This window comes from Microcoleus sp. S36b_A4 (assembly GCF_036700645.1).
Classification (GTDB): domain Bacteria; phylum Cyanobacteriota; class Cyanobacteriia; order Cyanobacteriales; family Microcoleaceae; genus Microcoleus.
Map to the genome: position 1 here is coordinate 16,622 of NZ_JAUBPI010000080.1, position 13,391 is coordinate 30,012.

A 13,391-nucleotide genomic window follows, 5' to 3' on the forward strand; every position below is an offset into this window, starting at 1 on the left:
GATTTTAGATTAAATAATTGAATAATTATTGATATTATTCTTACATTCCCAATTCCCAATTCCCCATTCCCCATTCCTAATTAATATGTCTGTTTCTCCTGTTGCCCACAAAGTTATCGGCGTTGCTGCAATCTGGAACGATCGCCAACAAATTTTGATTGACAAGCGCCGACAACATGGGCTGCACGGGGGTTTCTGGGAGTTTCCGGGCGGAAAAATAGAGCCTGGGGAAACAATCGAAGCTTGCATAGAACGGGAAATTATGGAGGAGTTGGGGATTGTCGTAGAAGTTGGCGATCGCCTGATTACAATTGACCACGACTACACTAAATTTACAGTTAGGCTCTACGTGCACCACTGCCGCTACGTCAGTGGGGAACCGCAAACGATCGAATGCGAGGAAATTCGCTGGGTGACACTCGATGAAATTGACCAATTTACTTTTCCCAAAGCAAACGAACAGATTATTGCTGCACTGCGGAAAAGTTGAGCTGTATACCAGAAATAAGAAGCAATAAGCAATCTTCCGCAAGGGTTTTAGGAATTAAAAACGTCCTAACCGTCGGGCGCGGTTGCTGTAATATCAAATTCGGTTGCTACTGACAACTGACAACTGACAACTGACAGCTAAGTTTTATTTTTGGACGGGCAGAGTAAAGTGAAAACAACTGCCTCTATCGGGTACAGAGTCTACCCAAATTTGACCGTAGTGGGCGCGGATGATGCCTTGACACAGAGACAGCCCAATGCCGTAACCGTCTGTTGATTTATCTCGCTGCAAGCGAAAGCTGTCTTCAAAAATGCTGGCGCAATCTTCTTCAGGAATTCCCGGCCCGCTGTTGCAAATGCTGACTTGAACTTTGTAAGCGGTGCGGTGGAGAATTGAAAGATTAACAGTTCCTTGGTCTGGGGTGTACTTGCTGGCGTTGTCAAGCAGGTTGACTATGACTTGTTTGATGCGATCGGGATCGGCATAAACCAAGGGCAAATCTGCGGGAATGTCTGTTTCTAAGTTCAGACTTTTCGCCTGAAATTTGTCTTGAAACTGCAAGATTACATCTTGACAAATCGCCCCCAGTTCGATTCTTTTTGGTTCAATGTGGAGTTGAGCGTTTGTACCCCGGGCTGCTTGCAGGATATCTGTAATCATACGATCGACAATTCGGATTTGGCGGCGGGCTTGTTTCATCAAATGAGCCGCCAGACTCGGCGTCAAACGCGACTTTTCCCCCTCCTTCACCTTCTGACTTGACTCCAAAGTCTCCAAAGCCAAAGATGCTGCCGTCAAGGGATTACGCAAGTCGTGAGCTAGCATCGCAATAATCCGGTCTTTCAACTGCAACTGCTCTTGCAGGTGTTCTTTTTCCTGTTTGAGGCGAAAAACTTCATCGGAAAGCTGCACAAGTTCGGCCGCGCAAGCAACGGAATAGATGGGTTTTGGGTTATTCAGAGTTTCCGCAAGAGTTGCGGCCGACTGCTGCTGAGCAGCGTATTCTTCTACAGAACGCTTCCACCGGGGCCACCAGTGTTCGAGTTGGGCGATTAAATTGCTGCCGGCGAGAGTTTGTCGCGGATCAGGATGAATTTTGAGCAGCGAGGGAGTGGCTACAAGTTTAAAGTGTTCGGCTAAATCGGGCTGTTCTCCTACGTCGATGATTTGAAGCTCAAAGTCGCACTCTGCCTTCAAATCCTTTAGGGACTTGCGGATGTGTCTGGTCTGTTCCCGGGAAGAGGGACGCTTGTCTACGAACAGCAAAAGCTGTAAAAGCGGTGCGGAATTGGCCGCCTGTTCGAGAGAACAGTCAGTGCCGCTGGTGCCTGGTGTTGGATGGACGCTGTTGAGCTTTTCGATCGGGTGAAAATAATTGAGCATTGCCTAGCCGAGTTATTTCACTTCTACTTTAATTTAATACTTACTTTAGATTTATGCTATTGTCCGATAATTTCATTACGGCGGGCAGATGATATTTTTGAGATGGAAGAAAAATGAGTCGCTGCGGGTGGTGGTTCAAGTGGCGGCCGCCTTTTTTGTGCTGTGCCTGTTGCTGACGCTGCACCGCTACTACAGCTTTTACGCTACTTACGACCAAGGCATTTTCAATCAACTTTTTTGGAACGGCACTCGGGGTCACTTGTTTGAGAGTTCCCTCTCTTCGGCTTTGTCCACTAATGTGGTTCACCAAAATCAACTCCCGGAAGTATCTTACTATCGGTTGGGGCAGCATTTCACCCCGGCGCTGATGCTGTGGCTGCCAATTTACTCGCTGTTTCCCTCGCCCGTCACTTTGACTGTGTTGCAGGTGACTTTAATTACGGCGGCTGGAGGAGTGCTCTATGCTCTCGCCAGACACTATCTGGAACCAAGACTGTCGGCGACAATTGTTGTGAGCTATTACTGCGCTAACGCGGTCATCGGCCCTACTTTGGGCAATTTTCACGATATTTGTCAAATGCCGCTGTATGTCTTTGGCTTGCTGCTGGCGATGGAGAAGCGCTGGTGGCCGCTGTTTGGGATTCTGGCAACTTTAATTTTGGCCGTGCGAGAAGATGGGGGAGTTGTTTTATTTGGCGTCGGAGTTTACCTGATTTTGAGCCGGCGCTACCCTCGGACTGGTTTGGCTGTCTGTATACTCAGTTTTGGTTATATGATCGTCCTGACCAATCTGATTATGCCTTTGTTTTCTGCTGATATATCCCAGCGGTTTATGATGGAGCGCTTCGGTCAATATGCTGATGGAGATGAAGCTTCTACTCTAGAAATTATTTGGGGAATGGTGAGCAATCCCTGGCGGTTGGTGGCTCAGTTATTTACGCCGTTTTTTGGTAAGATTAGATACCTGCTTGGCCAGTGGTTGCCATTAGCTTTGGTTCCTGCTTTCGCGCCTGCGTCTTGGATGATAGCTGGATTTCCGCTGCTGAAGCTATTTTTAGCGAAAGGAGAGTCGGTGCTGGCGATTAATATTCGCTATGCGATGACTGTGGTTCCAGGGCTTTTTTATGGGGCGATTCTGTGGTGGGCCCAGCGTCAAAAGGAAGAAGATAGAATGGTGAAAGAGGAAAGAATGTTTTTGCGTTTTCCTTCTGCTTTATTTCCTCTGCCTTCTTCTTCAAATTTTCGCCGCTTTTGGGGGTTTTGCATCTGTTTGTCGCTATTTTTTACCTTCACTTCTAACCCAAATCGGACTTTTTCTTTGATTTTGCCCGATGCGATCGATCCTTGGGTGCAGGTTCCTCTTGTCAGACAATGGCAGCACGTTTTGCAAGTGCGGCCGCTGTTGGCTCAAATTCCTGCTGATGCTAGCGTGGCAGCGACGAATACTATTGTGCCGATTTTGTCAAGCAGGCGGGAAATTCTCAGGTTTCCGATGTTTGAACTCCGCAATGATGCGGGGAAGGCAGTGAAGATGCAATATGTAATTGCCGATTTGTGGCAGTTGCAGCAGTATCAGGCTGCGTTTCGCGGGGAACGGGGACAGTTGCGGGAGATCGTACCAGCGATCGATCGAATGTCCAAATCAGGAGAGTACGGAATTGTTGGCTTTGAAGACGGCGCGATTTTGATGCGTCAGGGTGCTGTTTCTAATTCTGCATCTGCTGCTGCTTGGACCCGTTTTCGGCGCGAATTGGAGCCGATTTTGAAGAAACGCTAAGCGGGTAGACGCGATCGCCATTGCTTCCCTCAGTGGCTCAAATCTTGAGGAAACCTGTTTTTTTCAGGTAATGGCGATCGAGCAATTTCATGCAAAAACCAGATTTAGGCATGATTTTCTGTCTTTGTTGCTGCCAAAAGTCAGGCATTGGGCATCAACTTACGCTTAACTTAAATTTAAGGGTGATAATTATACAATAAATCTGTTAATCCTAAACATTAAGTTATATAAATTATTTGGAGGGAGAAAGATGAAAATTTTGGTTTTGGCATGGGAGTTCCCTCCCAGAATCGTAGGCGGTATCGCCCGCCACGTATCGGAACTATATCCAGAATTGGTGAAGCTGGGGCACGACATTCACTTAATTACAGTAGAGTTCGGCCATGCGCCGATGTACGAAGTGGTAGAAGGAATACGTGTGCATCGGGTGGTTGTGGGGCACGCCAAGGACTTTTTTCACTGGGTGGCGAACCTCAACCAAAGCATGGGCCACCAAGGCGGAAAACTGATGCTTGAGGAAGGCCCCTTTGATATCATCCACGCTCACGATTGGTTAGTGGGAGATGCGGCGATCGCCCTGAAGCATACCTTTAAAGTACCGCTAATTGCCACCATCCACGCCACCGAATACGGGCGCTTCAACGGCATCCACAATGAAGGGCAGCGCTACATTCACACCAAGGAAAACGACCTCGCTTACAACGCTTGGCGAGTAATTGTTTGCAGTGATTATATGCGGCGGGAAGCCGAACGGGTACTATCGACTCCGTGGAATAAAATAGAGGTAATTTACAACGGAATTAGACCAGATAAAAAGCCCCGCTGGCACGAATTTGACGCGATGGGTTTCCGTCGCCAGTTTGCTGCTGATGATGAGAAAATTGTCTATTATGTAGGAAGAATTAGCTATGAAAAAGGCATAGGTGTATTTCTAAATGCTGCACCTAAAATAATTTGGGAAATGGGGGGTAAAGCGAAAATAGTAATTGTTGGCGGCGGCAATACAGACCATCTCAAACATTTAGCTTGGCATTTAGGAATTTGGAATAAGTGTTATTTTACTGGGTTCATGTTTGAGGAACATCTGGACAAATTCCAGACGGTGGCTGACTGCGCGGTTTTTCCCAGTCTTTACGAACCTTTTGGGATTGTAGCGTTAGAAAGCTTTGCTGCAAGAGTGCCTGTGGTCGTTTCGGATGCGGGCGGACTTCCAGAGGTGGTGTTGCACACTAAAACTGGCGTTGTTACTGAGGCAAACAATCGGGATTCTTTGGCATGGGGAATTTTGGAGGTATTGAAAAATCCGGGTTACGCACAGTGGTTGGTTGACAATGCTTATCAGGATTTGGAACGCCGGTTTAGTTGGCCGAAGTTGGCAATAGAAACCGAGTGGGTTTATGAACGGGTGGTGGGGGAAAGGGCTGAGGTTGATTGGTAAGAATGCTGACTGTTGACGGTGAGTAGAATATCAAGTTTTTTTGTTGCAAATATTAAGGAATTGTAACACAATGATATATATACACTCGACCTCAGCTTGAGCGCACTCAGAAGATTTAAAGGGAATTAGCATCTTGAATATTTTTAGGGACATCGATCCCCAACCCAGACGCAGCTTGCTGACTTTATTCACCGCAGGGCTGCTATTCTGGTCAAGTTTGGCTTCGCTGCTGCCAACTTTGCCGCTGTACGTTCAATTTGTGGGAGGCACAAAACAGCAAATTGGCTTTGTGATGGGTGCATTTGCGATCGGACTTTTGCTATCGAGGCCACCGTTGGGTAAAATAGCCGACAGCAGGGGGCGAAAACAAGTTTTGCTTCTAGGTGCGTCAGTCGCTGCGATCGCCCCTTTGGGCTACCTGTTAGCTCAATCTATCCCCTTACTGTTACTTATTCGCGTTTTTCACGGCATTAGTATCGCCGCTTTTACTACAGCTTATAGCGCTTTGGTAACAGATTTATCGCCGCCAGGAAAGCGGGGCGAATTAATCGGTAACATGAGCTTGGTGAATCCTATTGGTTTAGCAGTTGGGCCGGCTATTGGCGGATTTGTGCAAGCTTGGGTTGGTTATACTCCTTTGTTTGCGATGTCGGCGGCTTTCGCTGCAATGGCTGTATTTTTTACCTGCAAAATTGCGGAACCTAATTTTGCAGATTTAACAAAATCGGACTCGCTATCTGAGGACAAAAATAGCCAAAAATACTGGAAAATGCTCTGGAATCCGAGAGTGCGGATTCCGGCTTTAGTGTTATTGGTAGTTGGTTTAGTATTTGGAACTTTGAGCACTTTTATGCCTTTGTTTATCCAAGAAACCAAGGCTAATTTGAATCCTGGATTATTTTATTCTACCGCGGCTATCGCCAGTTTCGGTATACGGTTAATCACGGGACGGGCTTCGGACAAATACGGTCGCGGCTTGTTTATTTCTGGCGGCTTAATCTGTTATGCCGTATCGATGTTATTGTTGTATTTTGCTAACAACAGCAGTGCTTTTTTAATAGCAGCTTTGGTTGAAGGTTGCGCCGGCGGTACTGTTTTACCGATGATGGTAACGCTGATGTCGGACAGGTGCGAACCTCATGAAAGGGGTCGCTTATTTTCGTTGTGTATTGGCGGATTTGATTTAGGAATTGCGATTGCTGGCCCGACTTTAGGCTTTGTTGCTGAACAAGTTGGCTACAGAAATATGTTTGGTTTTGCTGCTGGCCTTGCTGGCTTGGCTTTGCTGGTTTTTATTACTCAGTCTAGCAAGGGCTTGTCTAATTCGATGAAGTTTGCGATCGGTCGAGGCAAAGATATTTATGCCTTGAATCGATGATATTACAGAAGCAAGAAGGAAGAGGCCATCAGGGGACTTACCACAAAACCCCGTTTCTCCCAAAAATCGTGAATCTATGCGACAGATATTTAGGCAGAAACCGGGTTTTTGTTCCCGCGCAGCATTCTGAAAAACAGGCAAGATGCCTGTTCCACAAAGATTAAAAAAGTTCTGAGTTTTAAGTCGTGAGTTGAATTAATTTCTTAATTCAAAACTCAAAACTCAAAACTCAGAACTCACAGCTTATAACGTTTTTAAATGGGCTTGGAGGGATTCGAACCCCCGACCTCATGGTTCGTAGCCATGCACTCTATCCAACTAAGCTACAAGCCCCTGTTGAGTTAAGATTTAATCTAAAGTTGATTAAGTTCTTTTCTCACAGAATCTAACATTAACACCATTACCAAAATAATGCAAGACCTTTCGCAAACTTTTTCTAAATTGCCCGATGCGGCACAGCTAACTCACCTCAACAACAGCGGGGAAGCCCAAATGGTGGACGTTTCAGCGAAGGTGCCCACTGTGCGGCAAGCTGTGGCTGCTGGCCGGGTGCGGATGCTGCCGGAGACGTTTGCGGCGATTGAAGCGGGGAATGCGCCGAAAGGTGATGTGTTGGGCACTGCAAGGCTGGCTGGAATTATGGCGGCGAAACAGACTGCACATTTGATTCCTCTGTGTCACCCTCTGCCGCTGAGTAGCGTGGAGGTGGAGGTGATGCCGGATGCTGGGTTGCCGGGGTATCAAATTCGGGCGACGGTGAAAATTAAGGCGGAAACAGGGGTGGAAATGGAGGCGCTGACGGCGGTTTCGGTGGCAGCGCTGACTTTGTATGATATGGCGAAAGGATTGGAAAAGTCGATCGCCATTGAGTCGATTCGCCTGGTGAGTAAAAGTGGCGGCAAGTCTGGAGACTATGAAAATGTAGAGGCATAAGTTTCCTGCCGAAAGAGGGATGCAGCATTCAAAAAGCTGCACTTATGATTAAAATAGGCACTGAACTACTAATATCAAGTGAAAAACTATGCCTCCTCGTTGGCCCCGCAAACCCGATCGCAATGATCCAGAGTACCGTCGCTTAGATGACCGGATGAATTTTGCTATCCACGTCGGTCTTTTTTCTGCTACCAATTCTGGTTTGTGGTTTGTTCACAATTTGCAAAAGGCTGATTGGCCTTGGGCAATTTCGGTAACGGGTGGATGGGCTCTAGTAGTTTTGGCCCACGCGATTTACCATTTTGCGATCGCCGATTATTCGCCCCTCACCAAAGATTCTGGCTGAAGGCAGTTGGCGACGATTTGTTAAGTCTTTCGATTGATAACAAATAACTTTCGGCTTTTTTGATATGGCTAATACTACACAGGCGATCGAATCCTTAGCAGCCGAAATCGGCGAAAATGTCTACATTGATATTGCCAAGTGGCATTTGTATCTCAATGATGCTCACCTGCATACCGTTGTTGCCCAACAACTTTATTCGATGCTGGAAGATGGCGATTTAGATGCTGACAAAGTTGGACAAGTTTTGCAAGGAATTCCAGTCAAGTTGGGCGGCGGCAAGCGGGAAGTGCCACTGGCAGATTTAATTCCGATGCAGTGTCAAGTTCAATTGATGGATGTTCTTGAGGAATTTCAGCGGAAGATGTAAAGAAAAGGGCGGGTTTTGTAAGGAGATTGTGGGCGTTGTGTCTGGTATTTCGCCCTTAACCCGCCCCGACAATTTTATTTGCGAAAACGTCCCCGAATGCGATCGACAAACATATCAACTTCCGGCAACTTCATTTGACTGACAAACAGGGCAAAAACCCCTAACCCTACAAAACTTGCCACACTCAACTGCACTAATTGAATTACCAAACCTTCAGTACCCAAAACTCTTTGACAGCCTTGCAGAGTAGCCAAGGTAACGAAAGCAGTTAGACAACTGCCAGAAGTTAACCCCAGAAAAGGTAAACTCCACTGCCCCCAAGGCAGACCACCCAGCTTTTTATCTAAAAAGTACAAAAGCATAATCATCGAAATAAGATTCACTCCCACCGTCGCCAAAACTAATCCGGGCGCGCCAAAGGCTCCTACCAACAAATAATCCAAAAGAGCGTTTAAAAAGATATTGATAATACTGATGCGAAAAGGCGTTTCTCCGTCTCCCAAAGCGTAAAATACCCGTACCACAACGTCGCGTCCTAAGTACACAAACATTCCAATACTGTAAGCCATCAATATCGGCGTGACAAACTCCGAGGCTGACCGATCAAAAGCATAGCGTTCGTAAACCACGCGGACGATCGGCCCGGCAAGTGTTACCATTAAAGCGCTCAGGGGCAGCATCGTCAGGGCCGTCAAAATTAAAGATTGACGAATTCGAGCTTTTAATTCCGGCCAATCTCTCGGATCGGTGAGGCGAGAAAATATGGGTAGAAATGGCACTAAAATTACATTAGAAATAATGCCTAAAGGCGTCATAACTAACAAGCCACTGTAACCCAAAGCAGAGGCAGCTTGAGGGATGTAGGATGCGAAAAATAGGTCAGTATAAACATTAATTTGTAGCATTCCTGATGATAAGGTCGCAGGAACCATCACCTTAATTACTTCTTGCACTCCCGGTCGTTTAAAATTAAACCGCAAGCGCAATGTTCCCAAGCCGGCGCGCCACTGCGCCGCTAGTTGCACTAACCACTGCAAAACTGCGCCCGCTAAAGTTCCCCAAGCTAACACTAAGCCGCCAATTAGTGCGTATTCTGGCTGAATAATTTTGTTTCCGAGTTGCAGTGCGAGAATCCCTAAACCGCTGACAAGTGCAACGCTAGAAAATAAAGGACTAATCGAAGGCAACCAGTACATATCGGCAGCGTTGAGAGTGCCGAAACCAATGCCGATTAAGCCTGAAAGTAACGCCATCGGCGCCATAATCCGAAATTGCTGGACGGCAATTGCTTTGATTTGTAAACCTTCTGCTGTCCTATTTAATCCCGGTGCCACCAAATCGATCGCCGGATCTGCAAAAATAATTAAAGCGACTGTTACCAACAGCAATATGCCCCCGACTAAGGTGGTGATAGTCTCGACTAAGGGTGCTGCTTCTTTTTTATCCCGGCGAGCTAAAACACTGACTATGGCGCTGTGAAATGGCCCATTAATCCCTCCCAGCAAAATAAATAAGAAACCAGGGATGACGTAGGCGTAGTTGTAGGCATCGACGGCGACACCGACTCCAAAGGCTGCGGCGATCGCAATTTGGCGCACCAATCCAAAGACTTTGCTAATTAGAGTGGCGACTGCGACAATGCCGGCAATCCCTGCGAGGGAACGAGAGGGCTTCTGTAATTGGGACACAAATGGTTACAAACGCTAGTGCTAAAAGGATTCACTTATTTTAATCGCGAATCGGGAGAATCATATCATGAACTCATAAAACTTCTAGGGGGAATTGCGCTGATACCAATTTTATCGATATTACTGACTTGCGGCAATTCAATAATCGATCGGGACTATGCGTCCTAACTACAAACCGCCGTTTCGTGCTATGATGCGTCAATCTAAAATCTACAATATACAATCTACTCTCTAAAAATGATGAAACAAATGAGTTGAGAAAAGCAGATAAATAACATAATAGTTGATAACGTATGATCGATTGTGTTAGCTCCCAGACTTATTTAAAAAGTGCGAACCCAGGTATTCGGTTATAGGTATAATCTACAATCTTCAATCGAGAATCTAAAATCTAAAATCTAAAATCTAAAATCGAATGACTGGCTTAATTTACCAATATCCTCCTCTCTTACCCGGAATTCTCATCAAACGTTACAAGCGATTTTTCGCAGAAATAGAACTAGATTCGGGAGAAATAATCACCGCGCACTGTCCGAATACTGGCCCGATGACTGGTGTTTACATTCCGGGCAATCCAGTGCTAGTATCTCCCAGCGACAATCCCAAACGCAAGTTAGCTTATACTTGGGAATTAATTAAAGTTTGCGACACTGTGCCAACTTGGGTGGGAGTTAATACTGGGCTGCCAAATCGAGTAGTTAAATTAGCTTTGGAATTGAAATTGTTTCCAGAGTTGGGCAATTACAGTTTAATTCAACCGGAGGTTGTTTACGGCACTGATAAAAAAAGTAGAGTGGATTTTTGGCTAACTGGTGAGGAAAAACCGATTTTTCTGGAAGTGAAAAATACAACTTGGGTAAAAGAGGAGTTAGCTTTATTTCCCGATACAGTGACGGAGAGGGGACAAAAGCATTTGAGAGAATTGATAGAAGTGGTGCGGCAGGGTTCGAGGGCTGTAATGCTGTATTTTATTAATCGCGGGGATTGTACGGATTTTGCTCCGGGGGATAGTGCCGATCGCCTTTACGGAGAATTGTTCAGACAGGCGATTAGTGAAGGTGTAGAGATTTTGCCCTGTCGCTTTGATGTGACACCGGAAGGCATTCGCTATTTGGGGTTAGCAAAACTCGATCTACTAACCCCTAAATGATTGATTAGTTTAAATTGCCTGCATTTCTCGATCGATTTCGACACTAGCCACGCCCGGTACGCTCTTTAGTCCTTCTAGCTTCGATTGAGAAACTTCTCCAGTAATGATGCCAGTAACAGTTAGCACCTGCTCCACTTTCATTCCCGCCGATTCTAAGGCAGTGACAACCGATTGAATTACCGATATGTTTTGGTCGTCAACAGTCACTATGATGCGCTGTACTTGTTCGTCAGACATATTTAGCATCCTTTGGAGCAAATCCATTGCGGTATTGTAAATTGTCTTCTGTTAAATCCCCGCAGCACTTTAAGCCTGCGGAGATTTGGATATTCTTCATTACGGAGCTTCTACTAAGCCACTTCCGACACGAGTACATGGTAATGGTAGTGCCATAGCATAGGCAGTCAGCAATTGCCAAAGTTCAGCACCTCGTTTACCAGTCGATTCGGCATACAGGGCCGCGATGCCCGCTACGTGAGGTGTAGCCATGCTAGTGCCATTGTAAGCAGCATAACGCCCTTTATTCATAGGCACTGATGAGTATACTTTCACTCCTGGAGCGGCGATATCAACTTTAGTTCCTTGAATTAGCTCAGAGGTAGCCGAGAAGTCAGCCACTTGGACGCAGTTATCGATCGCTGCAACAGCCATAATCGACGGGCTATTGGCTGGTTGTCCGACGGTTCCTCCGGTTCGTCCGTTATTGCCTGCGGCTGCCACGATCAGACACCCATTTTGCAGTGCTCGGCGGCCGACAGTTTCGTAAGCAGTAGACGGTGTTCGAGTGGTGTTTCCTAAAGACATCGAGATCACTTGACACCCATTAACGATCGCCCATTCCATCCCAGCCAGAATCCAGGCACCAGCGCCACTACCGGCATTGCTCAACACTTTACCGACATAAATGGTCGATTTGTGAGCGATCCCGTACCTGCGGCCGTTAAGATCCTTGAACCCGCAGGCTGTCCCGATGCAGTGGGTACCATGACTGTTGCCATCTTGTACGTCCTCCCCTGGTACGAAAGATTGCGATACGATCGATCGACCTGCGAAGTCGGGATGTAATAGATCCATCCCCGTATCCAGCACCGCAACTTTGATTCCATTACCAGTCAACAGAGACTTCATCGCCTTCGTTGCCTTCAGACCCCAAGTAAACTCGGTATCATCAGCAAAACATTCTTGTTTCTGGATGTCTGCTACCTCTGTATTAGTGGCTTTGTCGTACAGGTTATCCACCGCATCGCGATAGCCCCGCAGGTAGTCTGCCGACAACCCATCGCCAATCGCGTAGAAGGTGCTCTCCGGCTCGATCGCCAGAATAGCCGAATCCTCTCCCGCTGAGGTCATAATGCTGCTGAAAGCCCCTTCGTCTAAGGAAACAACGGCCACGCCGAGAGTAGGAAACACCGCTCCCCCTGCTGCTGCAATTTGGCTCAAGTCTAGAGCAGAGTCGGGGAAATCGGCAGCATTTGCCAGGCCTCTGATGCCAGTTTGGTCGCTCAGGAGGTCTAATCCTTCTATCACTGCATCTTCGCGGAAAGTAATAATGTAACGCCCTGTTGTTTCATCGGCTTGGGCAGTTTCTGGGATGGGAAAACTAGGTTGTTCAGACATAAAATACCTCTAATTTAGTGTTAGATAATGCGTTGAGTTGGCAAAGAGATTTATGGAATTCCCAGGCTGTGACTTGTCAAGAAACAGCCCTGTATTTAATCCATGCTTCTAAGGGTTGAATACGAAATAGTCAGCATAGAGCCGAATCAGGCTGTGTTCCCACTCGATGTTGACCCAAATCTTGACTACACCATTTTGTGGGGAAACGTTATGGAGAGTATATCGAGCCTCACCGATCTTCTTTCCAGCCGTGGTATTTGGAGAAACACCTTCGCCGATCGCAACGAAGACGAGAGAGTTGGGTGTGATTAACCCCCAATTAAGAGGCAAGATGTGCTGTCCTTTCTTGAATCCCCAGTCATGGCGATAAGCGTAGCCATTACCAAACAATATTGCGGGCGAAGCTCCATCTTGAGGCGCGCCCAGTTGACGCACCTCTTCAAGGTTAGCCTCTTGGCTTTCCTGAATTGTGGGAAGCTCTAGCTGAGAATTCGATACAAAAATTTCTGTGCTAGAAGACATAGTTTGTTTCCTTGTTATTTAACGTTAATGGCAAGTAGTTTCTCACTATATGCCGAAGCTGAATAACTGCTTTCTATCTCATAATTATCCAAATTAATTTGGCAAGCAATACGACGATCCGCGTATATGATTATGAAGATATTGCAACAAGTTACGTAACTGTTACGATTCCTATTAGACTTCTCCAGAAAAGGCAGTCTTGAACAGGTAGGATGCCTGTTCCACAATAGACCTCTTGCGAAAGTCTCAGACGAGCGCTAGTTTGTCTTCAAAAAAAGTTCATAATTATAAATACCAGCGAT

At 46.4% G+C, this 13,391-nt stretch carries 13 protein-coding genes and 1 tRNA gene; 8 read left to right on the plus strand and 6 right to left on the minus strand.

Annotation, left to right across the window (positions count from 1 at the left end):
- Window positions 1–85: 85 nt before the first annotated feature.
- A complete protein-coding gene (gene mutT / locus QUA03_RS21735; protein WP_333214867.1) occupies window positions 86–490 on the plus strand; it encodes an 8-oxo-dGTP diphosphatase MutT in 405 nt (134 codons plus the stop codon).
- 144 nt (window positions 491–634) lie between these two features.
- Here mutT and QUA03_RS21740 read toward each other — a convergent pair whose 3' ends face one another.
- Window positions 635–1,873 carry a histidine kinase gene (locus tag QUA03_RS21740; protein ID WP_333214868.1) on the minus strand — a complete coding sequence of 413 codons (1,239 nt, stop codon included), beginning with the start codon at window positions 1,871–1,873 and terminating at the stop codon, window positions 635–637.
- Window positions 1,874–1,961: 88 nt separating this feature from the next.
- On the opposite strand from QUA03_RS21740, the gene QUA03_RS21745 reads away from it, so the two are divergent.
- The 3 genes from QUA03_RS21745 (at window position 1,962) to QUA03_RS21755 (ending at window position 6,466) form a co-directional block, all read left to right on the plus strand.
- The gene (locus QUA03_RS21745) at window positions 1,962–3,650 is read left to right on the plus strand and encodes a DUF2079 domain-containing protein (RefSeq protein WP_333214870.1); all 1,689 of its coding nucleotides are present in this window, start codon (window positions 1,962–1,964) and stop codon (window positions 3,648–3,650) included.
- 250 nt (window positions 3,651–3,900) lie between these two features.
- The gene (locus tag QUA03_RS21750) at window positions 3,901–5,088 is read left to right on the plus strand and encodes a glycosyltransferase family 4 protein (protein ID WP_333214872.1); all 1,188 of its coding nucleotides are present in this window, start codon (window positions 3,901–3,903) and stop codon (window positions 5,086–5,088) included.
- Window positions 5,089–5,221: 133 nt separating this feature from the next.
- The gene (locus QUA03_RS21755) at window positions 5,222–6,466 is read left to right on the plus strand and encodes an MFS transporter (RefSeq protein WP_333214873.1); all 1,245 of its coding nucleotides are present in this window, start codon (window positions 5,222–5,224) and stop codon (window positions 6,464–6,466) included.
- Window positions 6,467–6,725: 259 nt separating this feature from the next.
- Here QUA03_RS21755 and QUA03_RS21760 read toward each other — a convergent pair.
- Window positions 6,726–6,799 (minus strand) — tRNA-Arg (locus tag QUA03_RS21760).
- A 78-nt stretch (window positions 6,800–6,877) separates the two neighbouring features.
- On the opposite strand from QUA03_RS21760, the gene moaC reads away from it, so the two are divergent.
- From moaC to QUA03_RS21775, 3 genes are all read left to right on the plus strand, one after another.
- Window positions 6,878–7,399, plus strand: a complete 522-nt coding sequence (gene moaC / locus QUA03_RS21765; RefSeq protein ID WP_333214875.1) for a cyclic pyranopterin monophosphate synthase MoaC — start codon at window positions 6,878–6,880, stop codon at window positions 7,397–7,399.
- Window positions 7,400–7,487: 88 nt separating this feature from the next.
- A complete protein-coding gene (locus QUA03_RS21770) occupies window positions 7,488–7,745 on the plus strand; it encodes a 2TM domain-containing protein (protein ID WP_006633890.1) in 258 nt (85 codons plus the stop codon).
- A gap of 64 nt (window positions 7,746–7,809) precedes the next feature.
- Complete coding sequence (locus QUA03_RS21775; protein WP_333057367.1) at window positions 7,810–8,112, plus strand: DUF3181 family protein; 303 nt, start codon at window positions 7,810–7,812, stop codon at window positions 8,110–8,112.
- A gap of 74 nt (window positions 8,113–8,186) precedes the next feature.
- Here the strand turns inward: QUA03_RS21775 and murJ are convergent, their stop codons facing one another.
- Complete coding sequence (gene murJ, locus QUA03_RS21780) at window positions 8,187–9,800, minus strand: murein biosynthesis integral membrane protein MurJ (protein ID WP_333214876.1); 1,614 nt, start codon at window positions 9,798–9,800, stop codon at window positions 8,187–8,189.
- Window positions 9,801–10,215: 415 nt separating this feature from the next.
- On the opposite strand from murJ, the gene sfsA reads away from it, so the two are divergent.
- Complete coding sequence (sfsA, locus tag QUA03_RS21785) at window positions 10,216–10,950, plus strand: DNA/RNA nuclease SfsA (RefSeq protein WP_333214878.1); 735 nt, start codon at window positions 10,216–10,218, stop codon at window positions 10,948–10,950.
- A gap of 9 nt (window positions 10,951–10,959) precedes the next feature.
- Here the strand turns inward: sfsA and QUA03_RS21790 are convergent, their stop codons facing one another.
- The 3 genes from QUA03_RS21790 to QUA03_RS21800 form a co-directional block, all read right to left on the minus strand.
- Window positions 10,960–11,187, minus strand: a complete 228-nt coding sequence (locus tag QUA03_RS21790) for a hypothetical protein (RefSeq protein WP_333214879.1) — start codon at window positions 11,185–11,187, stop codon at window positions 10,960–10,962.
- A gap of 99 nt (window positions 11,188–11,286) precedes the next feature.
- Window positions 11,287–12,567, minus strand: a complete 1,281-nt coding sequence (locus QUA03_RS21795) for a S8 family serine peptidase (protein WP_333214881.1) — start codon at window positions 12,565–12,567, stop codon at window positions 11,287–11,289.
- Window positions 12,568–12,675: 108 nt separating this feature from the next.
- Window positions 12,676–13,089, minus strand: a complete 414-nt coding sequence (locus QUA03_RS21800; protein WP_333214883.1) for a hypothetical protein — start codon at window positions 13,087–13,089, stop codon at window positions 12,676–12,678.
- Between the last annotated feature and the right edge of the window lie 302 nt (window positions 13,090–13,391).

What these genes read in the sequence shown, in the direction of transcription:
- QUA03_RS21775 (WP_333057367.1), top strand. Translation starts at nt 7,810, where the DNA reads ATGGCTAATACTACACAGGCGATCGAATCCTTAGCAGCCGAAATCGGC.
- QUA03_RS21770 (WP_006633890.1), top strand. Translation starts at nt 7,488, where the DNA reads ATGCCTCCTCGTTGGCCCCGCAAACCCGATCGCAATGATCCAGAGTAC.
- QUA03_RS21795 (WP_333214881.1), bottom strand. Translation starts at nt 12,567, where the DNA reads ATGTCTGAACAACCTAGTTTTCCCATCCCAGAAACTGCCCAAGCCGAT.
- QUA03_RS21750 (WP_333214872.1), top strand. Translation starts at nt 3,901, where the DNA reads ATGAAAATTTTGGTTTTGGCATGGGAGTTCCCTCCCAGAATCGTAGGC.
- sfsA (WP_333214878.1), top strand. Translation starts at nt 10,216, where the DNA reads ATGACTGGCTTAATTTACCAATATCCTCCTCTCTTACCCGGAATTCTC.
- QUA03_RS21790 (WP_333214879.1), bottom strand. Translation starts at nt 11,187, where the DNA reads ATGTCTGACGAACAAGTACAGCGCATCATAGTGACTGTTGACGACCAA.
- QUA03_RS21740 (WP_333214868.1), bottom strand. Translation starts at nt 1,873, where the DNA reads ATGCTCAATTATTTTCACCCGATCGAAAAGCTCAACAGCGTCCATCCA.
- moaC (WP_333214875.1), top strand. Translation starts at nt 6,878, where the DNA reads ATGCAAGACCTTTCGCAAACTTTTTCTAAATTGCCCGATGCGGCACAG.
- QUA03_RS21800 (WP_333214883.1), bottom strand. Translation starts at nt 13,089, where the DNA reads ATGTCTTCTAGCACAGAAATTTTTGTATCGAATTCTCAGCTAGAGCTT.
- mutT (WP_333214867.1), top strand. Translation starts at nt 86, where the DNA reads ATGTCTGTTTCTCCTGTTGCCCACAAAGTTATCGGCGTTGCTGCAATC.
- QUA03_RS21745 (WP_333214870.1), top strand. Translation starts at nt 1,962, where the DNA reads ATGATATTTTTGAGATGGAAGAAAAATGAGTCGCTGCGGGTGGTGGTT.